Annotated in this window: 18 protein-coding genes; 16 read left to right on the top strand and 2 right to left on the bottom strand. The window is 64.3% G+C overall.

The window, feature by feature from the left end; translation table 11 throughout:
- Positions 1 to 4 precede the first annotated feature (4 nt).
- Together JG747_RS28050 and JG747_RS28045 are read right to left on the bottom strand one after the other, a co-directional pair.
- Positions 5 to 1,360: a glutamine synthetase family protein gene (locus JG747_RS28050; protein ID WP_064983262.1), complete on the bottom strand. Its 1,356-nt coding sequence runs from the start codon at positions 1,358 to 1,360 to the stop codon at positions 5 to 7.
- 288 nt (positions 1,361 to 1,648) lie between these two features.
- Positions 1,649 to 2,347: a GntR family transcriptional regulator gene (locus JG747_RS28045; protein WP_051726749.1), complete on the bottom strand. Its 699-nt coding sequence runs from the start codon at positions 2,345 to 2,347 to the stop codon at positions 1,649 to 1,651.
- Between the two features lie 391 nt (positions 2,348 to 2,738).
- Here JG747_RS28045 and ftsZ point away from each other — a divergent pair, with 391 nt between their 5' ends.
- The 16 genes from ftsZ to JG747_RS27965 all read left to right on the top strand — a co-directional run bounded on the left by ftsZ (position 2,739) and on the right by JG747_RS27965 (position 22,682).
- Positions 2,739 to 3,776, top strand: a complete 1,038-nt coding sequence (gene ftsZ, locus JG747_RS28040) for a cell division protein FtsZ (protein WP_019856808.1) — start codon at positions 2,739 to 2,741, stop codon at positions 3,774 to 3,776.
- 180 nt (positions 3,777 to 3,956) lie between these two features.
- The gene (locus JG747_RS28035; protein ID WP_202360471.1) at positions 3,957 to 5,000 is read left to right on the top strand and encodes a substrate-binding domain-containing protein; all 1,044 of its coding nucleotides are present in this window, start codon (positions 3,957 to 3,959) and stop codon (positions 4,998 to 5,000) included.
- Between the two features lie 35 nt (positions 5,001 to 5,035).
- Positions 5,036 to 6,307, top strand: coding sequence for an ABC transporter substrate-binding protein (locus JG747_RS28030; RefSeq protein ID WP_202360470.1), 1,272 nt, complete (start codon positions 5,036 to 5,038; stop codon positions 6,305 to 6,307).
- Between the two features lie 147 nt (positions 6,308 to 6,454).
- On the top strand, positions 6,455 to 7,300 hold the full coding sequence (locus JG747_RS28025; protein ID WP_019856811.1) for a carbohydrate ABC transporter permease: 846 nt from the start codon (positions 6,455 to 6,457) through the stop codon (positions 7,298 to 7,300).
- A complete protein-coding gene (locus JG747_RS28020) occupies positions 7,297 to 8,142 on the top strand; it encodes a carbohydrate ABC transporter permease (RefSeq protein WP_202360469.1) in 846 nt (281 codons plus the stop codon). Before JG747_RS28025 ends, JG747_RS28020 begins: the two co-directional genes overlap by 4 nt.
- 21 nt (positions 8,143 to 8,163) lie before the next feature.
- A complete protein-coding gene (locus JG747_RS28015; protein ID WP_202360468.1) occupies positions 8,164 to 9,204 on the top strand; it encodes an ABC transporter ATP-binding protein in 1,041 nt (346 codons plus the stop codon).
- 22 nt (positions 9,205 to 9,226) lie between these two features.
- Positions 9,227 to 10,507 (top strand): MGH1-like glycoside hydrolase domain-containing protein, encoded by a 1,281-nt coding sequence (locus JG747_RS28010; RefSeq protein ID WP_202360467.1) that lies wholly within the window; start codon positions 9,227 to 9,229, stop codon positions 10,505 to 10,507.
- 123 nt (positions 10,508 to 10,630) lie between these two features.
- Entirely contained in the window at positions 10,631 to 12,016 is a 1,386-nt protein-coding gene (locus tag JG747_RS28005) for an SWIM zinc finger family protein (RefSeq protein ID WP_244748247.1), read from the top strand.
- Entirely contained in the window at positions 12,013 to 13,452 is a 1,440-nt protein-coding gene (locus tag JG747_RS28000; RefSeq protein ID WP_202360466.1) for a DUF5691 domain-containing protein, read from the top strand. The genes JG747_RS28005 and JG747_RS28000 overlap by 4 nt, the downstream gene beginning before the upstream one ends.
- 19 nt (positions 13,453 to 13,471) lie before the next feature.
- Complete coding sequence (locus JG747_RS27995) at positions 13,472 to 14,551, top strand: ATP-binding protein (RefSeq protein WP_038645231.1); 1,080 nt, start codon at positions 13,472 to 13,474, stop codon at positions 14,549 to 14,551.
- A 4-nt stretch (positions 14,552 to 14,555) separates the two neighbouring features.
- Positions 14,556 to 16,799 (top strand): DUF5682 family protein, encoded by a 2,244-nt coding sequence (locus JG747_RS27990; protein WP_202360465.1) that lies wholly within the window; start codon positions 14,556 to 14,558, stop codon positions 16,797 to 16,799.
- Entirely contained in the window at positions 16,792 to 18,027 is a 1,236-nt protein-coding gene (locus tag JG747_RS27985; protein WP_019856819.1) for a VWA domain-containing protein, read from the top strand. Before JG747_RS27990 ends, JG747_RS27985 begins: the two co-directional genes overlap by 8 nt.
- Before the next feature lie 239 nt (positions 18,028 to 18,266).
- Positions 18,267 to 19,241, top strand: coding sequence for a sugar-binding transcriptional regulator (locus tag JG747_RS27980; protein WP_019856820.1), 975 nt, complete (start codon positions 18,267 to 18,269; stop codon positions 19,239 to 19,241).
- Positions 19,242 to 19,286: 45 nt separating this feature from the next.
- Positions 19,287 to 20,732 (top strand): ABC transporter substrate-binding protein, encoded by a 1,446-nt coding sequence (locus tag JG747_RS27975; RefSeq protein ID WP_019856821.1) that lies wholly within the window; start codon positions 19,287 to 19,289, stop codon positions 20,730 to 20,732.
- A gap of 159 nt (positions 20,733 to 20,891) precedes the next feature.
- Complete coding sequence (locus JG747_RS27970; protein WP_027046585.1) at positions 20,892 to 21,815, top strand: carbohydrate ABC transporter permease; 924 nt, start codon at positions 20,892 to 20,894, stop codon at positions 21,813 to 21,815.
- Between the two features lie 9 nt (positions 21,816 to 21,824).
- Positions 21,825 to 22,682, top strand: coding sequence for a carbohydrate ABC transporter permease (locus tag JG747_RS27965; RefSeq protein ID WP_019856823.1), 858 nt, complete (start codon positions 21,825 to 21,827; stop codon positions 22,680 to 22,682).

The raw sequence follows: 22,682 nt of genomic DNA, 5'->3' as shown, positions 1-22,682 counted from the left end.
GGTCTCAGACGCTTTCGAGATAGGTCTCGATCTCGAAATCGCTGACGTTGAGAGCAAACGTATTCAACTCCTGGCGTTTGCAGGCGACGAAGGAGTCGCGCAGGATCGCTGGGAATATCTCCGCCACATGTGTCCCGCTTTCGAAGGTGGCGATCGCCGAGGCCCAGTCCGGCGGCAGCTTGGCTGGTGCCGCGCCTTGGCCGTCGCTCCCGGTCGGCTCGCCCGGCGACATCTGCCTTTCGATGCCGATCAGGGCCGCGCCCAGTATGGCGGCAAGCACCAGATAGGGATTGGCATCCGCGCCCGACACGCGATGCTCGATGCGGCGCGCCCCGGTCGGGCCGCCGGGAATGCGGATCGCGACCATGCGGTTCTCGTAACCCCAGGCGACCGCGGTCGGCGCATAGGAACGCGGGCGGAGCCTGCGGTAGGAATTGAAGTGCGGCGCGAACACCAGCGTGCTCTCGGCCATCGCCGCCAGCAGCCCGCCGACCGCGTGGCGCATCGTTTCCGAGCCCTGATCGGTGCCGTCGTCGAACACATTGCGCCCTTCGGCGTCGACCAGGCTGAAATGGACGTGAAAGCCGTTGCCGGCGCGGTCGCCATAGGGCTTGGCCATGAAGCAGGCGGCAAAGCCGTGCTTGCGGGCAATGCCCTTCACCGTGCGCTTGAACAGCACCGCGTCGTCGGCCGCCCGCAGCGCGTCGGCGACATGGTTTAGATTGATCTCGAACTGGCCGACGCCATTTTCGGCAATGGCCGTGTCGACCGGAATGCCTTGCGCCCGGCAGGCTTCGTAGACGTCATGAATAAAGGCTTCGAAATCGTCGATCTCATCGATCGACAGCGCTGCGTCGGAATCGAGACGCCGCCCCGTGACCGGTGACACCGGCCCGACCGGCCGCTGCGATTGCGGATCGACCAGATAGAATTCGAGTTCGGTTGCCGCGACCGGGGTCAGGCCGAGCGCCTTGTAGCGGTCGAGGATACGGGCCAGCGCCCGCCGGGGATCGCCGAGATAGGGCGCGCCGCTTTCATCGGCGAGCCAGAGCGGGACAAGTGCCGTCGGATGCGCCGTCCAGTCCACCGGCAGAATGCCGCGTCCCGTCCATTGGCAGAGGCCATCGGCATCGCCGGTCGAGAAAACCAGACTGTTGCCTTCGATGTCCTCGCCCCAGATGTCGAGCCCGATCAGCGAATAGGGCATGCGCAGCTTGCCTTCCAGCGCCTTGCGGGCCTGCTCCACGGGTATGCGTTTTCCTCGCATGACGCCGTTGAGGTCGCACACCGCCGCCCTCAGGCTCTGTATGTCGCTTCTGCTTTCAAGCCAGCTCAGAACGTCCGCAATTGCATCGCTCAATTTTAAAACCTCTGGTTTTCGAAGGTGCCCAAGCCCTGCCGGCTGCGCTATCCCTGGTAAAAATGCTTGTGAGTTTTCGGAAAGCCTATCCAGCCACTGCCGGATATTTTTCCTTATTTTTTCAAGTCACTAGCTGGGATGTCGGGAGGCATTTCAAAACCAATTTCGCGATCTGCGATCGCAACATAGAGGCTAGGAGGCGGAAAGCCAAGGGGCATTCGGCATGCCGGCTTTGCCGCCGGGCAGGCCTGATCGGCCTTTGGGTCGAGCGACTATCACCCGGCGATCCTAGCGCCCGGCGCCCGGAAATCTGGCCTGGCGCAGGATGTGCGCCGCGCCTTCTTCGATGTCGCGCACGATGGCTGAGCGGGCGCGGGCGGCATCCTGCGCCTCGATCGCGGCGACGACTTCCTCATGATAGTCGATGTCGAGGATGGAGGAGAGATCGTCCTCGAACCCCATGGCGAGGTTCCTGAGGAAGGGGCCGACCTGCATCCACACGGTCTCGATCAGGAAGATCATCTGCTCGTTGCCGCAATGGCGATAGATCGAGAATTTGAAGGCGTAATTCTTCCTGAGATAATCGTCGATATCGCCCTCGCGCGCCGCCAGGGTCAATTCGCTGCTGTGGCGCCGGATCGCCCGCAGATTGTTGCCGTTGATGCGCTTTGTCGCGAGCTCGGTCGCCGAGCCTTCCAGGATCGTGCGCACGGCGGTCAATTGCGAAAACCGTTCGGCCGAAATGACAGGCACCTCGACGCTGCCGTTCGGCATCGGGCTCAGCGCCCGCAATGCCTGCAGCCGCATGAAAGCGCTGCGCACCGGCATGTCGCTGGTGCCGAGTTCCTTGGCGAGCCTGCGCGATGTCAGCTTCTGGCCCGGCGTGAACTGGCCGGACATCAGCGCCCGCACAAGCTCCAGATAGACCTTCTCATGCAGGGGTACGCTGTCGATGGCGCTCAACCCGAATTGTGTTCTGTCGGCCATTGGCGGGGGCGCTACTTCATTCGTTCTGAAATCTGGCCTGACGACGGCAGCCGCAGGTGATCCTGATTGGGCCGAGCACGGCGGGCGCCGAAGTCAGCGATATATCGGCGCATGATAGACGCCTCAATCGTTACGCGGCAAGCCGTTAGCAATGCGGCCAAGGGCAGGTCGCGCGGCACGATTCCGGCGCACGCGGTAGCCGCGTAGCGGTTTGCAATATCGCGATCACAAATCTTGACCTTGCGCGCACTTGCACGTCCGGCCGCTCTCTGGCTTTTTGGGGCACCCATCCGAACGGACTGATTCGCGTCATGCCGCTCGATTGCAATGTCTTGCAGACAGTCTGCTAGTGGGTCGTGAAGCGCGCGCAATTGGCGAAGGAGAAGCAGGCATGGCCGAGTTCAAGAAGCCGGAAATCTCCGAGATGAGGCCCAAGATCACCGTTATCGGTGTCGGCGGCGGCGGCGGCAACGCCATCAACAACATGATCGCGGAGCAGCTTCAGGGAACCGAATTCATTGCCGCCAACACCGATGCCCAGGCGCTGACCATGTCGAAGGCGACGCGGCTGATCCAGCTTGGCGCGCACGTCACCGAAGGCCTTGGTGCCGGATCGCTGCCTGAGATCGGCCGTGCCGCCGCCGAGGAATCGCTCGACGAGATCATGGATCATCTGGCCGGCACGCATATGTGCTTCGTCACCGCCGGCATGGGCGGCGGCACCGGAACCGGCGCTGCCCCGGTCATTGCCCAGGCGGCACGCAAGGCCGGCATACTGACGGTGGGTGTCGTTACCAAGCCCTTCACCTTCGAGGGCCGGCGCCGCATGCAGATGGCCGAGGAGGGCATCGAGCGGCTGCGCGAAGCCGCCGACACGGTGATCGTCATCCCGAACCAGAACCTGTTCCGCATCGCCGATGCCAAGACCACCTTCGCCGACGCGTTCGTCATCGCCGACCGGGTGCTTTATTCCGGCGTCAGCTGCATCACCGATCTCATCGTCAAGGAAGGTCTGATCAATCTCGATTTTGCCGACGTCAAATCGGTCATGCGCGGCATGGGCCGCGCCATGATGGGAACCGGCGAGGCGTCGGGCGAAAGCCGGGCGATGAAAGCGGCTGAAGCCGCGATCGCCAACCCGCTGCTCGACGAAGTGTCGATGAAGGGCGCCAAGGGCGTGCTGGTCTCGATATCGGGCGGCCGCGACATGACCCTGTTCGAGGTCGACGAGGCCGCCACCCGCATCCGCGAGGAGGTCTACGAGGATGCCGACATCATCGTCGGCGCTATCTTCGACAAGAGCATGGAAGGCCGCTTCAGGGTCTCGGTGGTGGCGACGGGTCTCGACCGTGCGCTCGGCGTGGGCGACGCCGATGCCGGCATCGCGCATGACCATTCCATGCCGTCCGCCGCAAGGATCTTGCAGTAGCTTTTTCTCTTCGAATTTAAGGGAGCCTCGGGCAGGCGGCCTGCGGAATGACGCAGGCGCGCTGCATTCGCTTGCGCTCCCCACTTTGGACAAAACGGCCATTCCCGACCGAAGTTTAAAACGTTTGCATTTTTGCAAAAGGCAATTACAAACGTTTCAAACTCGCCTGAGGGAGGATCGATGACCACCCGCGTCATCACGCTGAAGGAGCTTGCGGCAAGCCTCGACCTGTCGATCACGACGGTTTCACGGGCGCTTGCCGGCCATGAGCAGATTGCGCTGAAGACGCGTGAGCGCGTCGCGCAGGCGGCGCGCCAGGCCGGCTATGTGCCCAACACCGCAGCGCGCACGCTTGTCTCGGGCCGCAGCGGCTTCGTCGGCCTCGTCCTGCCGATACGCGGCCCCAATCTCGTCGATTCCTTCCTCGGCGAATTCGTCACCGGGCTCGGCGAAGGGCTGGTGTCGCACGGCGCCGACCTGATCCTGGCCACGGCAGCGCTTGGCCATTCCGAGCTGTCGGTGCTGCGCCACGTCGTTGAATCCGGGCGCGCCGATGGCGTCGTCGTGACCCGCATCGCCGAGACCGACGAGCGCCTTGCCTATCTGCGCGAGCGTGGCTTTCCGTTCGTCGCGCACGGCCGGCTGCTCGACAGCGACTTTGACTACAACTGGCTCGACACGGATGGCGCGCACGCCTTCGGCGAAGCCTTCGATATGCTCTATGAGCTCGGCCATCGCCACTTCGGCCTGGTGACGATCTCGGAGGCGATGACCTTTCGCCATCTCAGGCAGGATGGCCTCGCCGCGGCCATCGCCCGGCGGGGCGACCCCTCGGTGCGGCTCGACGTGGTCACGGCGCCGCGCTTCGACCAGCAGGCGCGCATCGAGGCCGTCAACCGGATGTTGCGGGGCCCCGACAGGCCGACGGCCATCGTCGCTCTGTTCGACGAACTGGCGTTGACCGTGATGGAGGAGGCTGCCCGCGCTGGTTTCAGCGTGCCGCGCGAGCTCTCCGTCATCGGCTTCGACAACATTGCGGCGTCGGCCTATGCGCCGCCGGGCCTGACCACTTTCGACGCGTCGATCCGGCAATGCGCGCGCGAGATCGCCGACATGCTGCTCACTGTCATCGCCGAAAAACACGGCAAGCCGCTGACGCGGCTGATCCGGCCGACGCTGGTTGCGCGGGCAAGCCATGGACCCGCACCGCAGACAAGAAGCTGACGCCGCCTGACGGCGCATATCCAGGGAGGAAGACCATGATGAAAGCGTTGAAGACACTGACCGGCGCCGCGCTGGCGTTATCGATCGCTTCGGGCGGCGCGCAAGCCCAGCAGGTGCTGTTCTGGTCGACGCAGGCGCGGCCGGTCGAGGAAACCCAGAAGATGCGCGACGAGGTGCTGAAGGGTTTCGACGGTCCCGTCGACTATCAGGTCGCCGAGGACGGTCCCTGGCTCACCCGCCTGCAGGCGGAATTGCAGGCCGGCTCCGGCACCATCGGCCTGCTTGGCGGCCTGCACGGCGATTTCTCCACCGTCGGCGCCAACCTTGTCGACCTGTCGGCTGTCGATGTCGGCGGGGTCAAGGTCAACGAGGCCTACAAGAAACTCGGCATGCTCGGCACCGGCGAACAGAAATATATGCCCTGGATGCAGGCCACCTATCTGATGGCCGCCAACAAGCAGGCGCTGCAATATCTGCCGGCGGGCACCGATCTCAACACCATCACCTACGACCAGCTGATCGAATGGTCGAAGAATATCGCCGAAAAGACCGGGTCGCCGAAATTCGGCTTTCCGGCCGGCCCCAAGGGGCTGAAGCATCGCTTCTTCGAGGGCTTTCTCTATCCGTCCTACACCGGTTCGATGGTCACGAAATTCCGTTCGGCCGAGGCCCAGACGGCGTGGAACAAGTTCAAGGAATTGTGGCAGTACACCAACCCGAACTCGACCAATTACGCCTTCATGCAGGAGCCGCTGCTCTCGGGCGAAGTCTGGGTGGCGTTCGACCATGTCGCGCGGCTCGCCGACGCCTTCAACAAGAAGCCCGACGACTTCGTCGCCTTCCCGGCGCCGGCCGGGCCTGCCGGTCGCGGCTTCATGCCGGTCGTGGCCGGCGTCGCCATTCCGAAGACCTCGCCGGACATGGACAAGGCCAAGGCGCTGGTTGCCTATATGCTGAAGCCTGAAACCCAGATCGCCACGCTCAAGGCGACCAATTTCTTTCCGGTCGTCGACGTCAAGCTGCCCGACGACATGCCGGCCTCGGTGAAGGCGTTCGGCCCGGCGATCGCCACCATGACCGCTGCACCCGACGCGCTGCCGGCGCTGCTGCCGATGGGGCTCGGGGACCTCGGCGGCAAGTTCAACCAGGTCTACACCGACAGCTTCGAGCGCATCGTACTCGGCGGCGAAGATGTCCATGGCGTGCTCGGCGAAGAAGCAGCGGCGCTCAAGGCGATCATCGACCAGTCGAAGGCGCCGTGCTGGGCGCCCGACAAGCCATCCGCCGGCGCTTGCCCGGTCGATTAGACCATGATCCCGAAAAGTGGAAATCGGTTTTCGGAAAAGATCATGGTCAAACAAAAGTAGGAATCCTCCCGAGGGGGCGCCCGGAGTTTGTTGCACTCCGGGCGCCCAGACTGCAGCACTCGACCGCAGCACGCGAAGGACACCACCATGCACGGCAAGGCTCTGCCCTATCTGCTGCTGATGCCGGCGACCTTGTTCCTGTGCATCTTCTTCCTCTACCCGTTCGCGCTGGTCGCCTTCGAGGCGGTGAGCCGCGACGGCGCCTTCACCCTCGACAATTTCCGCACCATGGCCGGCAGCTGGAAATTCCCAGTCACCGTCCGCAATACGCTGCTGCTGGCGGCCATCGTCGTGCCGATCCAGCTGGTCATGGCGTTGCTGATGGCGAGCGTGGTGTCGCGGCTGGAGACCGGGCGCAGCGCGGCCCTCTATGTCTTTGCAATTCCGCTCGGCATTTCCGATCTCGCCGCCGGCCTGATCTGGCTCGCCATCTTCGATCAGTCCGGCTTCCTCAACACGCTGCTTTCCAGCCTGGGCGTCGTCGACAGGCCGGTCATGTTCCTCGGCTACCAGAGCAAGCTGACCATCTTCATCGCCGTGGCGCTGGCCGAGATCTGGCGGGCCACGGCAATCATGATGGTCATCCTTGTTGCCGGCATGGGCCTGATCCCCAAGGAATATTACGAGGCGGCCGAGGTGTTCGGGGCAAGCCCGTGGCAGCGCTTCCGGCGTATCACGCTGCCATTGCTGCGCCCCAGCCTGCAGACGGCGATCATACTGCGCGTCATCCTCGCCTTCGAGGTTTTCGCCGTCGTCGCAGCCCTTGGCGGCACCAATCTGCCGGTGCTGATGGGCGAGACCTACAACTGGCAATTCACGCTGCAGGACCGCAATGTCGCCGCCGCCTCGGCGCTGCTCATCCTCGCCATCTCGATCGGCTTCACGCTGTTTTTCCTCAGGGTGCTGCGTGTGCCCAAGGAAGCACGGATATGAACGCCATCACCGAATCGCCGGTTGCGGCGACAGCCGACGCACGCAAGGCCGGCGACTGGCTGCTGGTCGCCACCGCCATCCTGCTTTGCGTCTGGGTGCTGCTGCCGATCTATCTCTTGATCGTCAACGCGCTGTCGTCGCCCGACCAGGTGACGGCTTTCCCGAAGCGCTTCTTCCCGTCCTTCGATCTCGGCAGCCTCTCGTTCTTCATCAATTTCGCCGGCGTCGCCCGGGCGCTGTGGAACTCGGTGCTCGTCGCCACGCTGACGATGATCCTGGCCATCGGCTTCGGCGCGCCGGCTGGTTATGCGCTGTCGCGCTTCGATTTTCCGGGAAAGAGCGCGTTCCGCTTCCTGGTGCTGATGACCCGCGCCTTCCCGCTGCCGCTTCTGGCGCTGCCGCTCGCGGTGATGTTCATCCGCACTGGCCTCGACGACACCGCCATCGGGCTGGCGCTGGTGCACACCACGCTGGCGCTGCCGTTCGCCGTACTGATCACCTTCTCGCTGTTTTCCGGCATTCCCGTCGAGCTCGAGGAGGCGGCCTGGACGCTCGGCTGCACGCGCTGGCAGGCGTTCCGCAAGGTGATCCTGCCGCTGGCGCTGCCCGGCATCGCCGCCTCGGCGGTGTTTGCCTTCACCATCTCCTGGAACGAGGTGTTTGCCGCCGCCGTGCTGACCATCGAGAACCGCACGCTGACCGCCTTCCTTTTGCAGAGCCTTGGTGAATCGCCGCTCTATCTCAAATTCGCTGGCGGTGCGGCGCTCGTCGTACCGGCGCTGATCTTCATCTTCGCCGTCCGCAAATATCTGTTCGCCATGTGGGGGATCGCCAACCGATGACGCGTTATACGGAGACGGCCCATGGCTGAAATCGCAATCAAGGGCGTGGCCAAGCGCTTCGGCGGCTTCACAGCGCTGCATCAGGTCGACCTCACAATATCAGACCAGGAATTCATGGTGCTGCTCGGCGCCTCGGGCTGCGGCAAGACCACGCTGCTCAGGATCGTCGCCGGGCTGGAGAGGTCGAGCCAGGGCGAGGTCTGGATCGGCGGCCGCCGTGTCGACCATCTGCCGCCGCGCGAGCGCGGCATCGCCATGGTGTTCCAGAATTATGCCGTCTTTCCGCATCTGACCGTGTTCGAGAACATCGCCTTCGGCCTGCGCATGAAGAAATTGCCGCAGCAGGAGGTCGAGCGCCGCGTCAACCGCACCGCCGAACTCATGCATATCGAGCAATTGCTGAAGCGCTATTCCGGGCAGCTGTCCGGCGGCCAGCGCCAGCGTGTCGCGGTCGCACGCGCGCTCGCCATGGAGCCCGACGTCATCATGATGGACGAGCCGCTGTCGAACCTAGACGCGCTGCTGCGGCTGGAAATGCGCGCCGAGCTCAAGGGCGTGCTCGCCGCGTCGAAGACCACCACCATCTATGTCACCCACGACCAGGTCGAGGCGATGAGCCTTGCCGACCGCATCGCCGTCATGCATCAGGGCCGCATCGTCCAGGCGGCCTCACCGGTCGAGGTATACCGCAATCCGGCCGCGCGTTTCGTCGGTTCCTTCATCGGCAATCCGCCGATGAATTTTATCCCGGCGACCAAGGCCGCGAACGGCAGTTGGACCGTTGCCGGGCTGACGCTGCCAGGTCCCAGATCAGGCAAGCAGAAGCTCGAATTCGCCATCCGTCCCGAGGATGTCGACGCGGGCGGCGAGGGCTTGCACGCCACCGTGCGCGTCATCGAGCCGCTCGGGCCGCACACGCTGGTCACCTGCGATGTCGAGGGCGGCCTGTTCCGCGCCATCCTGGACTCCAACGCCAGCGTCCAGGTCGGAGATCACCTGCGCCTGGCGCCCAAACCCGACCGCATCCGCTGGTTCGATCCTGCAACCACCAATGCCCTTTGACATCGAAAGCCCACGAGCATCCATGACTGCTTCCGCCACCAGTGACATCTTCGCCCGCGCCGTCGAGGTGCTGAAAGAGAACGACCAGGGCGCCTACACCGTCCCGACAAAGGGTCTCTACCCCTTCCAGTGGAACTGGGATTCCTGCCTGACCGCGCTCGGCCTTGCCCACTACGACGAGGCGCGCGCCTGGACCGAAATGGAGACCTTGTTCGCGCATCAGTGGCCGGACGGCATGGTGCCGCACATCGTCTTTCATGTCTGGAACGACGGCTATTTTCCCGGCCCCGAGGTCTGGCGGACTGGCCGTCCGACAGCGACGTCCGGCATCACCCAGCCGGCGGTCGCCGGCTTTGCCGCGCGCCGCCTGTTCGACCGGGCGAACGACAAGAAACTGGCTGCGGAGCGAGCTCGCGCATTGCTGCCGAAAATCGATGCCTGGCACCGCTGGTTCTATGAGAACCGCGATCCCAAGGGAGAGGGGCTGGTCGCTATCATCCATCCCTGGGAGTCCGGCCGCGACAATTCCATCGACTGGGACGATGCCTTCGAGCGCGTGCCGACCGAAGGCGTCGAGCCCTACACCCGCCGCGACACCTTGCACGCCGATCCGGCGCATCGGCCAACGCGCGAGCAGTATGACCGCTACATCTGGCTGGTTCAGCATTTTCGCGGACTCGGTTGGGACAATGCCAGGCTGCATGACGCCTCGCCCTTCCAGGTCGTCGATCCCGGCTTCAACGCCATCCTGATCCGCGCCGCGGCCGATCTTGCCGATCTCGCCGAGGAACTGGGCGAAACCGAAATTGCCGCCGCCAACCGCGCCCGCGCGCAAAAGGGCCTGGCGGCCATGGAGCGGCTGTGGAGCGAGGCGCGTGGCCAATACGTCTGCCTCGACCGCGTCACCGGCGCTTTGATCGATAGCGCGTCGGTGGGCGGCCTCCTGCCGGCCTTCGCGGCCATCCCCAAGCCTCGTGCCGCCGCAATCGCCGCAACCGTCGAACGCCTTGCCGGCAAGGCACGCTATGTCGTGCCGTCGCATGATCCCGGCGATCCGCTCTTCGACGCCAAGCGCTATTGGCGCGGCCCGGTCTGGCTGGTGGTCAACTACATGATATCAGATGGCCTAGCCGCCGCCGGCCACGGTAAGGTCGCGCAACGCATCACCCAGTCCAGCCTGGATCTGATCCGGGAAAGCGGTTTTGCCGAATATTACGACCCTCTCACCGGCGAGCCGCTTGGCGGCGGCCGCTTCACCTGGACGGCGGCAATGGTGATAGAGTTTCTGCGCAACGCCAGTTGAGTGCTTGCAGCCCGCTGTATCGACCTCTATCCCTCTGCTGCTACAAGAATCCGTCATATCGGGCCATCTATACTGGCGACCGGAATTCGTTCGAGCGACGAGAGGCGCGGCTTGGAATTTGACTTGAAAACCATCGAAGCGCTCGCGCCCGACCAGGCGTCGTTGAGCGCGGCGTCCAAGTTGACCAAGCAATCGAACTGGCCACGGCTCGAAAAGAACGAAGAACTGGCGCTTATCTGGGGCGAATGCCAGGGCTCCGGCTCCAACCCCTATCGCGTCGTCGTCGACACCAGCGACCACGGCTACAAATGCACCTGTCCGTCGCGGAAATTTCCCTGCAAGCACACTTTGGCGCTGATGTGGATCGCCGCCACCGCGCCAGCGAGTTTCGCCGCCGCCGGCTCGACGCCGGAATGGGTGAACGATTGGCTCGGCCGTCGCAGGAAGACCACATCGCCGCCGGTTGCACCGACGCCCGGCGCGGCAGGCAAGAGCATCGGCGAGGCCTCGCTTAACGACGAAGGCGCCGCTGTCGAGGACGCAGCCGCGATCGAACGCCGGGAGACGGCGCAGCGCAAGCGCGCCGAGGATACGCGGTCCTCGGTCTCGGCGGCTTTGGACGAACTCGATCAATGGATATCGGATCAGCTACGGCTTGGTCTTGTAGGCTTTGTCGACAACAGCAGTGATCGGTGCCGCCGCATTGCGGCGCGGCTGGTCGACATGAAGGCGACGGCGCTTGCTGGCCGCATCGATGAGATTCCGTCCCGGCTGATGGGTCTGCGCAGCGAGGAACGGCCAGACGCCGCAATCCGCGAACTCGGCAAGCTCGTGCTGCTGGCCAAGGCCTGGCGACAGGCACCTGACGACGCCGAACTGAGGCGGCTGGTGTCCACTTCCGAAAGCCGCGAGCAGGTGCTCGCCAATCCCGACGCGATCCAGGTCGAAAGCCTCTGGGAGGTGCTCGGCGAAAAGATCGAGACGCGCCGTGACGGCCTTGTCAGTCATTCGACCTGGCTGCTCGACCTGAAGAGCGCCGCCCCGCGATTTGCTCTCCTGCTCGACTATTTCCCGGCCTCGGCCGGTCGCCGGTCTAACGCCTTCACGCCGGGCGATCGCTTCGATGCAACGCTCGTCTTTTATCCCGCGCGCCAGCTCTTGCGAGCGCTGGTTGCGGAGCGCAGGGGCGACGTCACGTCAGGGCAATGGCCGGATTTCGGCTTGGGCGCAGCCGATCCGCTCGCGGCCCATGTCGCTCACCAGGACACGGCCCCCTGGCTCACCGATTGCCCTGTCCTGTTGCCCCCCGGCGCGATCCTGCTGGACGATCGGGGGGACGCCTGGTGGCAATCCACTGACGATCCGCACGGCATCGCCTTGCCGATCGCCGATACCATCAGTCCCACGCTGCTTGGTCTCGACCTAGCGGCAACGGCAGCGGTTTGGAGCGGCGGCCGGCTTCATCTTCTGGCGGCGCAAAGCGGCTTCGGGAGGCTTGATCTGTCGTGAACGAGATCGAGCAGACAGGCCTTGCGACCATGCGCGATTGCTGGATCACCGGCGGAACGAGCTTTGAGCTGGCTCCGGCCACTTGGAAGGAGTTCGTCGCCGGTGCCAGCCCCGACGAGCGTGAGCGCCGATTGCTGGCGATCGCCGCACAAGCCCTCGAAATCGCCTTGCGGCCGGCCGCGCCGAAGACGCTGAAGCGTCGCCCGCCGCTGCCTGAACTCGCCTTGCCGATGCTGCCGGGGCGGCTGCGGCCGTTGTTGCGGGCGGCGCTGAAACACGCCGACGACGCAAGGGGCAAGTCGCGCGTGGTGGCCCTCGTCGCCAGCCGCGGGTTCGTGCTGCATCCGATGGACTGGATGCCGGCCGCGTCGGATCAGACCAGTCCGGATGTCTATGCACCCTGGATCGACTGGCAGGCGGGCGTCGACGGCGAAAAACGCACGAGCCGGGAGCAACTGACGGCTGAGAATTGGGACGAATTCTATCCCGCCGCGCGCCGCAGTGCGCTGGCCGACATGCGCCGCACAGCACCCGCTGTGGCCCGGCAACTGATCGAGACCAAGGGATCAAGCGAACCAGCCGAGATCAGGCTTGTGCTCATTGCGCTCATGCATTTCGGCCTGGGCGCCGGTGACGTGCCGTTCCTGAAAAGCCTGTCCGCCGACCGCTCCGGCAAGGTGCGCGAATTGGCCGGCCGGATGCTGGCGCGGTTGGGCGAGCATGGCCAGCCAGGCGATGGCGGGCCGGGAGATCCAACAGCCGAACTCGCCGCCTTCATCACGGAAGGCAAATCCGGCTTCATCCGCCGCCGCACCACCTACGCGCCGGCGAAGCTGAAATCCCCGGCGCAGGAGCGGCGCCGCGCCGAACTGTTCGAGACCTGGAACCTGATCGACCTCGCAGCGCGCTTCGGCGTCACCGAAGCCGACTTCATAGGCGCGTGGCAGTTCGGCGCCGACAACAATGTCGATATCCTAATCTCCCGCATGGTCGCCGCGTCGGGCAGCGACGCTGCGGTCGCGCGCATGGCCGACACGCTTGCCGCCGAGGGCGGCAAGCCGGCGCTTTTCGCCCTGCATTTGATGCCGCGCCTGGACAGTCGCAGGCAGCGGGACCTGATCAGGCTGATCTTGAAGGACACGTATTATCTCGGTGCGCTCAGCCTGGCCGAGGGCGTCGAGGCAGGCTGGCTGGACTGGGCCGACCTGACCAACGGCAAGACGCTGCCGGCACTGTGCGCTGCCGTCGCGGGAAACGATGAGGCCGCAAAGCGCGGCGCCGACCAGCTTCTGGAAACGCTGGGCTTTCTCGCCACCGCCGCGGCGTCGGAAAGATTGATCGGCGATGTCGTCACGGCCGGCATGGCGCCGGCAGCACCTTCTCTTGGTCTTCTGCGCCTCAACGCATCCCTGGCAGGGCCTTCAACCGACACATGATCAATCCGGAGAACAGCAAATGAACGCAGCCATCCGTCTTCCGGTCGAGCAGGCCTACGCCGCCGAATTGCAGGCGCTCGCGCGCAACGACGACCGGCAAAGGCCCGCCGGCTGGAGCCTGTCGCCAAAGGCGGTGCTGACTTACCTGCTTGGCGGAAAGGCTGACGACGGCACGCTGATAACGCCCAAATATGTTGGCCGCCGCCGGTTGATGGAAACCGCCGTGGCGACGCTTGCCACCGACCGCGCATTGTTGCTGCTTGGTGTTCCCGGGACCGCCAAATCCTGGGTGTCGGAGCATCTCGCCGCCGCCATCATGGGCGACTCGACGCTGATCGTGCAGTGCACGGCCGGCACCGATGAGAACCAGATCCGCTATGGTTGGAATTATGCGCAGCTTCTGGCCAAGGGTCCAAGCCAGGAGGCGCTGGTGCCGACGCCGCTCTACCGCGCCATGCAGGACGGCAAGCTCTGCCGCCTCGAGGAACTGACGCGCATGGGTTCGGATGTGCAGGACACGCTGATCACCGTGCTGTCCGAAAAGATGATGCCGATCCCCGAACTCAACACCTCGATCTACGCGCAGCGCGGCTTCAACATCATCGCCACCGCCAACAACCGCGACAAGGGCGTCAACGAACTGTCCTCGGCGCTGAAGCGCCGCTTCAACGTCGTCGTGCTGCCTTTGCCCGAAGACATGGCGGAGGAGGTGGCGATCGTCTCCAAACGCGTCGGCGAGATGGCCGGCGGTCTCGACCTTCCGGTGCCGAAGAATGTCGGCGAGGAGATTGCCCGCGTGCTGACCATTTTCCGAGAGTTGCGCTCCGGCGCGACGGCGGACGGGAAGGTGACGTTGAAGACGCCGTCCGGGTCGCTGTCCACGGCGGAGGCAATCGCCACCATGGTTGGCGGGCTCAGTCAGGCCGCTTGGTTCGACAGTGGCAAGCTCGGCGCCGAAGGCCTCGCTGCCAGCCTTGTCGGTGCGATCGTGAAGGATCCGGTGCAGGACAAGCTGGTGCTGGAGGAGTATCTGGAAACCGTGCTCAAGAAGCGGCCCGACTACGCCGGCTATTACACCGCCTTGAACGCCGCGATCTGACGTCATGGTGGACAGCGACGTTTCCTATTTCGGCATACGCCATCACGGGCCCGGCTCCGCCGCCAGCCTGGTGCAGGCGTTGCAGGAGTTGAAACCGGCCGCAGTACTGATCGAGGGGCCGGCCGACGCATCGGCGCTGCTGTCATTTCTCGCCCGCCCCGAAATGCAGCCGCCGGTGGCGTTGCTGTGCTATCCCGAAGACGATCCGGCCGCGACCAGCTTCTGGCCCTTTGCCGAGTTCTCGCCGGAGTATCAGGCCACGCTCTGGGCCTTCTCCAACAAAGCCACTGTCCGGTTCATCGATCTGCCGTCTTCGGCGCGGGTCGCACCGGTTGAGGCTGCGGAAAAAGCCGATGGAACGGAAGCCGCCGTCGAGGTTGAGATGGCGCCGCATCTGCGCGATCCGATCGGCACGCTGGCGCAGGCCGCGGGCTATGAGGATGGCGAAAGCTGGTGGGCCGACATCATCGAGCAGAACCCGCAGCCCGGCCCGATCTTCGCGGCGATCGCCGATGCGATGACGACGCTGCGCGAGGGCGAAGGTCCGCTTGCGGAATTCGAGGCGAAACGCGAAGCCCATATGCGGCTTGAAATCGCCGCCGCGCGCAAGGAATTCGACGGGCCGATCGCTGTCGTCTGCGGCGCTTTCCATGTGCCGGCACTGCAGGTGACGCGACCGCAGAAGGAGGACCAGGCCCTGCTCAAGGGGCTGGCCCGGCGCAAGAGCACGATGACCTGGGCGCCATGGACAGGCCCGCGCCTGGCGCTCGGTTTCGGTTACGGGGCCGGTGTCGTCGCGCCCGGTTGGTGCAAGCATCTCTGGCAGACGCGCGGCCGGCATGACGCGGCGACGCTGTGGCTCGCCATGATCGCGGCGGTGCTGCGGGCGAAGGGGCATATGGTCTCCACCGCCTCGCTGATCGAAGCCGAAAGGCTGGCACGCACGCTGGCTGCGATCCGCGAGCGGCCAAAGCCCGGCTTCGAGGAATTGCGTGACGCCGCGATCGCCGCTTTGTTCAACGGCGAAGCGGTGCTGTGGGCGCTGGTCGAAGCCGAGCTGCTTCTGGGCGCCGATGTCGGTGAAATTCCACCCGACACCCCGCTGGCGCCGCTGATCGAGGATCTGCAGCGCAACCAGAAGGCGGCGCGGCTGAAGCCGGAGGCGCTGGAGCGCGAATTGTCGGTCGACCTGCGCAGCGACAGCGGGCTGTTCCGGTCGACCTTGCTGCATCGCTTGAACGTGCTTGGCGTGCACTGGGGCAAACTCACCGACAGCGGCCGCAGCCGCGGCACGTTCCGCGAGCGCTGGACCATGTCATGGGAGCCGGAATATGCCGTTCGCCTGGTCGAGAACCTCGTCCATGGACCGACCATCGAAAAGGCCGCCAACGGCCGGTTAGTTCAGATGATCGGCGCCACGACATCGCTCGACGCGCTGGCGGCGCTGGTTCAGGGCGCCATTACGGCCAATTTATCGGAGGCTTCGACCGCCGGCCTGGCGGCACTGGAGGAACGCGCGGCGCGCAGCAGCGAATGCCTGGAAATCCTGGCGTCGGTGCCGCCGCTCGCCGACATCATCCGCTATGGTGAAGCCCGCAAGACAGAAACAGCACGCTTGTCCGGCCTTTTGGAACGGCTGATCGTCGAAGGCGGCATCGCGCTCGCCTACGCCGCGCGCGACCTCGATGCCCAGGCTTCGACGGCCTTGGTCGGCGCCATGCGCAAGGCTGATGAGGCGATCAAGCTCGTCGAACCGGCACAGGACGTTCTGGACGCCTGGCGCAACGGACTGGCGACCGTGCTCGACGGATCTCGATCGACGGCGCTGGTCGCGGGGTGTGCCGCGCACCTGCTTTACGAAGCCGGCCATCTGTCCGCCGAAGCCGCGGCCGGCCTGATCGAGCGGCGCCTCTCTCCGGGCACGCCGGTCACCGAGGCCGCGGGCTTCTTCGAGGGTTTTTTCAGCACTGCTGGTCAGAGGTTGATCTATGATGAAAGCCTGCGCGGCGCGGTCGATGCCTGGCTCAAATCCCTCGACGAAGACGCCTTCATCGCGCATCTGCCGCTGCTGCGCCGGGTGTTTTCGCATCTGGATTCGATGGAGCGGCGGCGGCTGATCGAAGCGGTGCTCGGTCGTATCAGACGCCTGCCGGTAGGGCTGACGCCGACGCCAAACGGCGATGAGGCCTGGCGCCGGCATCTGGAACGACTTGGACCTTTGCTGATGAGCGGGAACGGCAATGGATGAGGAAGTCGACATGGGCGAAACGGAGCCCGCGGGCGACGGCCGGGAGCGCCGCTGGCGCCTGGCGATCGGTGCCGACGATGAGAAATCGTCGGCGTTGTCAGACAGCGACAAGCGACTGTCGGCGGCGCTCGATGCGCTCTACGGCGATGGCGCCGGCGATACGGTGGCCGATCCGCGCAAGCGGCGCGGCGGGCTCGGCCGCTCGGCGCCCCGGGTGGCGCAGTGGATGGGCGATATCAGGTCGTTCTTTCCCGCGCAGGTCGTGCAGATCGTCCAGAAGGATGCGTTCGAGCGGCTCAATCTGAAGCAGATGCTGATGGAGCCGGAATTCCTCAAGGCGATCGAGGCCGACGTCAATCTCGTCGCCGACCTGATTTCGCTGCGTTCGGTCATGCCGGCCAAGACCAAGGATATAGCGCGCACCATCATCGCCGATATCGTCGCCAAGCTGATGCAGCGGCTGGAACAGAAGACCGCCGAGGCGATCCGCGGCGCGCTCGACCGGTCGCAACGCACCAATCGTCCACGCCAGCGCGACATCGACTGGCCGCGCACCATCTCGGCAAACCTTCGCCATTACCAGGCCGAGCACAAGACAATCGTGCCGGAGAAGCTGGTCGGCTTCATGCGAAAGCAGCGTAGACTGGTCGACCTGGACGAGGTGGTGCTGTGCGTCGACCAGTCCGGCTCGATGGCAAGTTCGGTGATCTACGCCTCGATATTCGCCGCCGTGATGGCTTCCTTGCCTGTGGTGCGGACCAAGCTCGTCTGCTTCGATACGGCGATCGTCGACCTGACCGAGGAACTCAGCGATCCCGTCGAGGTCCTGTTCGGCGTGCAGCTTGGCGGCGGCACCGACATCAACCAGGCCGTCGCCTATTGCGCCGACCGTATCGAGCGGCCGACCAAGTCGCATATGGTGCTGATCACCGACCTTTATGAGGGCGGCAACGGCCAGGAATTGCTGCAGCGGCTGGCGTCACTCGTTCGCTCCGGCGTCAATGTCGTGGTGCTTCTGGCGCTAACCGATCAGGGCAGGCCGGGCTATGACCCGAAGATGGCAGGCTCGGTGGCGGCACTGGGCATCCCGGTCTTCGCCTGCACGCCTGATCTGTTTCCCGACATGATGGCGGCGGCCTTGCGACGGGAAGATGTCGGCGTATGGGCGGCAGGCGCCGACATCAAGCTGGTCCGCGCCGAGGACGAGAGTCCGGCGGCCAACGCGTAAGCACGCGCTCGACCTGGCGCAATCAAAAAACGGCAATCCAGAACCTGGCTTGAACAGCTGGCGGTGCTGACCTGCACGCCGGATAGGGCCGCTCGTATCGCCATTCATCGGCATCGCCAGACAGAAGGCCAAAGCTCGTTTCGATCGCCATGCCGCGATTTCGCAAAAGGGGTCGCTTGACTCCGACCGCTCGTTGTGAAAAATTTTGCATCAACTGATAAAAATATCATAGGGTGGAAATGGTAGGGTTCGGCAACGGCCTCCTGCGCGACGACGAAACCAGCATGGCGACGCGTGCCGCGTGGCTTCACTATGCCGGCGGCCTGACCCAGTCCGAGGTCGCCAAGCGGCTGGGGCTGACCAGCCTCAAGGCCCATCGCCTCATCACCAAGGCCAACCAGGAAGGGTTGGTGAAGGTCTATATCGACGGCGAAGTGTCGGAATGCGTCGAGCTCGAGGATGAACTGTCCCGCCGCTACGGCCTCGATTATTGCGAGGTGGTTCCGGACTTCGATTCCGAGGATCTGCCGCTCAAGGCGCTCGGCATTGCCGGCGCGCAGTTCCTCAAGCGCGAGATCGAGCGCGGCGAGGAAGCGCTGATCGGCGTCGGCCATGGCCGCACGCTTGCCGCTTGCGTCGAATATCTGCCGCGCACCTCGACCGACAAGATCCGCTTCGTCTCGCTGCTGGGCGGCCTGACGCGTAAATTCTCGGCCAATCCGCATGACGTCATTCACCGCCTGGCCGAACGCACCGGCGCCGAAGCCTATGTCATGCCGGTGCCGATGTTCGCCAACACGGCCGAGGACCGCACCGTCCTGCTCGGGCAGAAGGGCATCAGCGAGGTCTTCGATCTCGCGCGCTCCGCCGACCTGTTGTTCGCCGGCATTGGCACCGCTGAGCGCGAGGCGTCGCTGGTTGCCACCGGCATGATCGAAAAGGGCGAGATGGAGGAGATCCGCCGCAATGGCGGCGTCGGCGAATTGCTTGGCCATTTCTTCGACAAGGCCGGCAAGGCGGTGGCGACGACCGTTTCCAACCGGGCGCTGGCCTTGACGCGCGAGGACATTGCCAGCCGCCGGATCGTCGCCGTCGCCGGCGGCAAGATCAAGGTTCGCGCCATCAAGTCGGTGCTCGAAGGCCGCTATCTCAAGGGCCTGATAACAGACGAGCGGACGGCGCGATCGCTCGTGGAAGAGACGCCGGTCGGGTAGCCGGCAACGGTTCAGTTGAAACTACCCTGTGGAGGAGAAGACGAAATGCATGAGAAAGAGAAAGACCTGATTGATGCCTTCCTGCGCGGACAAGTCGACCGTCGCGGGCTGATCAAGGGCCTGGGTGCCATGGGCCTTGCCGCCGGCACCGCCGGCACGCTGCTCAATCTGGGGCAGACACGCGCGCTCGCCGCCGACTTCGACTGGCAGGCGCACAAGGGCAAGACCATCAAGCTCCTGCTCAACAAGCATCCCTATGCCGATGCGATGATCGCCGATCTCGAGAACTTCAAGAAGCTGACCGGCATGAACGTCGTCTATGACGTGTTCCCGGAAGACGTCTATTTCGACAAGGTCACGGCAGCCCTTTCGGCAAGCTCGCCCGAATATGATGCCTTCATGACCGGCGCCTACATGACCTGGACCTATGGCCCTGCCGGCTGGATCACCGACCTCAACGAATGGATCAAGGATCCGGCCAAGACCAACCCGAACTATGCCTGGGACGACTTCCTGCCCGGCGTCAAGAATTCCTGTGCCTGGAATGGCAAGCCCGGCGGTGCGCTGGGTTCGGATGATGCCAAGCAGTGGTGCATTCCGTGGGGCTTCGAACAGAACAACATCACCTACAACAAGGCGATGTTCGACAAGGCCGGCGTCACCATTCCCGGCAACATGGACGAGATGGTCGCCGCGGCGGCCAAGCTCACCAAGGATGTCGGTGGCGGCGTCTATGGCATCGGCGTGCGTGGCTCGCGTTCCTGGGCGACGATCCATCCCGGCTTCCTGTCGGCCTACGCCAATTTTGACCAGAAGGACCTCAACGTTTCGGCAGACGGCAAATTGTCGGCCGCGATGAACACCGCCCAGTCCAAGGCTTTCCACAAGCAGTGGGTTCAGATGATCCAGGAGAGCGGCCCCAAGGACTGGTCGACCTACACCTGGTATCAGGTCGGCACCGATCTCGGCGCCGGCGCCTCGGCGATGATCTTCGACGCCGATATCCTCGGTTACTTCATGAATGGCGGCGACAACAAGATGGCCGGCAAGCTCGCCTTCGCAAGCTTCAAGGCCAACCCGGCAGCCAAGGCGGCGACACCCAACATCTGGATCTGGTCGCTGGCAATGTCCAATTTCTCGAAGGACAAGGACGCCACCTGGTATTTCATGCAATGGGCCTCCGGGCCGGAGCATGGGCTGTTCGGCGCGACCAAGATGGACTTCGTCAATCCCGTCCGCCAGTCGGTCTGGAAGGACGAGATGTTCCGCGAGAAGCTGAACAAGAGCTATCCCGGCTATGTCGAGATGTTCGACGCCTCCGCGCCCGGCGCCTCGATCAAGTTCACCGCGCAGCCGCTGTTCTTCGATCTCACCACCGAATGGGCGGCGACGCTGCAGAAGATGGTGGCCAAGGAGGTGCCGGTCGACGAAGGCCTCGACAAGCTCGCCGAAAGCATCAATGGCCAGCTCAAGGAAGCCGGCCTCGGCTAAGTCGCAACGAGGGCCGGCCTGCCTGGCGGGCTGGCCCTCGTCACACCTTTTCAAGCTTGCGATGCGGTGCCGGAAGGTGACCGCTATTTCGCCCGACCGGTCGCCTTGCTCCCTTGGGCGGCCGGCAGGGCGAAGCGACAGCAACAACGGAGCAGCTCGATGACTGCGGTGGTATCGCAAAGGCCCAAGCCATCCGGCTTCAGGATCAGCAAGAAGGTGCTGCCCTATGTGCTCAGCCTGCCGGCCTTGCTCGTCTGCATCGGCATCCTGATCCCGTTCCTGACCTCGGTGGTCTATTCCTTCCAGCGCTACCGGCTCAGCCAGCCTTGGGCGCGGCAGTTCAACTGGGGCGACAACTACATCTCCTTCTTCACCGATCCGAAATTCTGGAACACGCTCAAGGTGTCGCTGCTCTATGCCGGCACCACCGTCGTGCTGGAACTGCTTCTCGGCCTCGCCATCGCCTTGCTGCTACAGAAGCGCTCGACGCTGAACAATTTCATCTCGATCATGCTGTTGATGCCGCTGATGACGGCGCCCGCACTTGCCGCGCTGATGTGGAAGCTGATGACCAATCCCGGCTTCGGCGTCTTGAGCTATCTCGCCAGCCTCATTGGCCTGCAGGATTTCCGCTGGGCGTCGTCGCCGTCGACGGCGCTGTTCACGGTGGTGCTCGTCGATATCTGGGTCTACACGCCCTTCATCATGATCCTGCTGCTCGCCGGCCTGCGCAGCCTGCCGACGCAGCCCTTCGAAGCGGCGGCGCTCGATGGCGTGCCGCGAAGCTTCGTCTTCTTCCGCATCACGCTGCCGATGCTGACGCCCTACATCCTGACGGCGACGCTGTTTCGGCTGCTCGATTCCATCCAGCAGTTCGATATCATCTATGCCATGACACAAGGGGGGCCGGGCGACACGCTGACCGTCTTCCAGGTCGAGGCCTATCTCAACTTCTTCCAGTCGACCAATGTCGGCCGTTCGGCGGCACTGATGATCATCCTGTGGGCGATCACCTATTTCCTCTCCAACATTTTCATCAAGAACTGGCTGCGGCTGCGCGAACGCGCCCGTGGCCAGGCATAGGAGGCCGGGATGGAACATACCTCGCTTCTCGAGCGCATCCTGCGTGGCATAGCCCTGACGCTGGTCGTGATCTTCTTCATGTTCCCGATCGTCTGGATTTTCATGATGTCGTTCCAGACCAACGAGACGATCCTGCGCATCCCGCCGCAGCTGATCTTCGAGCCGACGCTCGCCAATTACACCGCGCTGATCACCGGCAAGCTGATGACCGCCGCCGGCACGCTCGACATCGCCTTCATGCGCAACCTCGGGAATTCGGTGTTCCTGTCGGTGACCTCAGTGGCGGTCTCGTTGCTGCTCGGTGTGCCGGCGGCCTACGCCTTCGCGCGCCACAAATTCCGCGGCTCGGAGGACATCGCCTTCACGCTGCTGTCGTTCAAATTCGCGCCGGCGCTTCTGGTGCTGTTGCCGCTCACCCTCTATTTCCAGAAGCTCGGGCTCGCCAACACCTATATCGGCCTGATCTGGGTCTACCAGCTGATCTGCCTGCCGCTGATCCTCTGGATCGTGCGCGGCTATTTCGAGGATATTCCGGCCGACATCGAATATGCCTACCGCATCGGCGGCCATTCCTGGTTCGCCACCTTCCGCAAGATCGCGCTGCCGCTCGCCGGTCCCGGCATCGCCGCCGCCGGCCTGCTCGCCTTCATCTTCGCCTGGAACAATTTCGTCTTCGCCCTGGTGCTGGCCTCGGCCGACAAGCAGCCGGTGACGGTCGGCGCGCTTGCCTTCATCACCTCCTCGGGCATCCAGTACGGCCAGATCTCGGCGGCCATCGTGCTCTCGATCACGCCGACGCTGGCGCTCGCCCTCTATGCGCAGCGCTATCTCGTCGAAGGCCTCTCGCTTGGCGCGGTGAAAGGATAG

It is taken from the genome of Mesorhizobium sp. 131-3-5, assembly GCF_016756575.1.
Lineage (GTDB): Bacteria > Pseudomonadota > Alphaproteobacteria > Rhizobiales > Rhizobiaceae > Mesorhizobium > Mesorhizobium jarvisii.
This window is presented reverse-complemented; position numbering and strand designations above follow the sequence as displayed.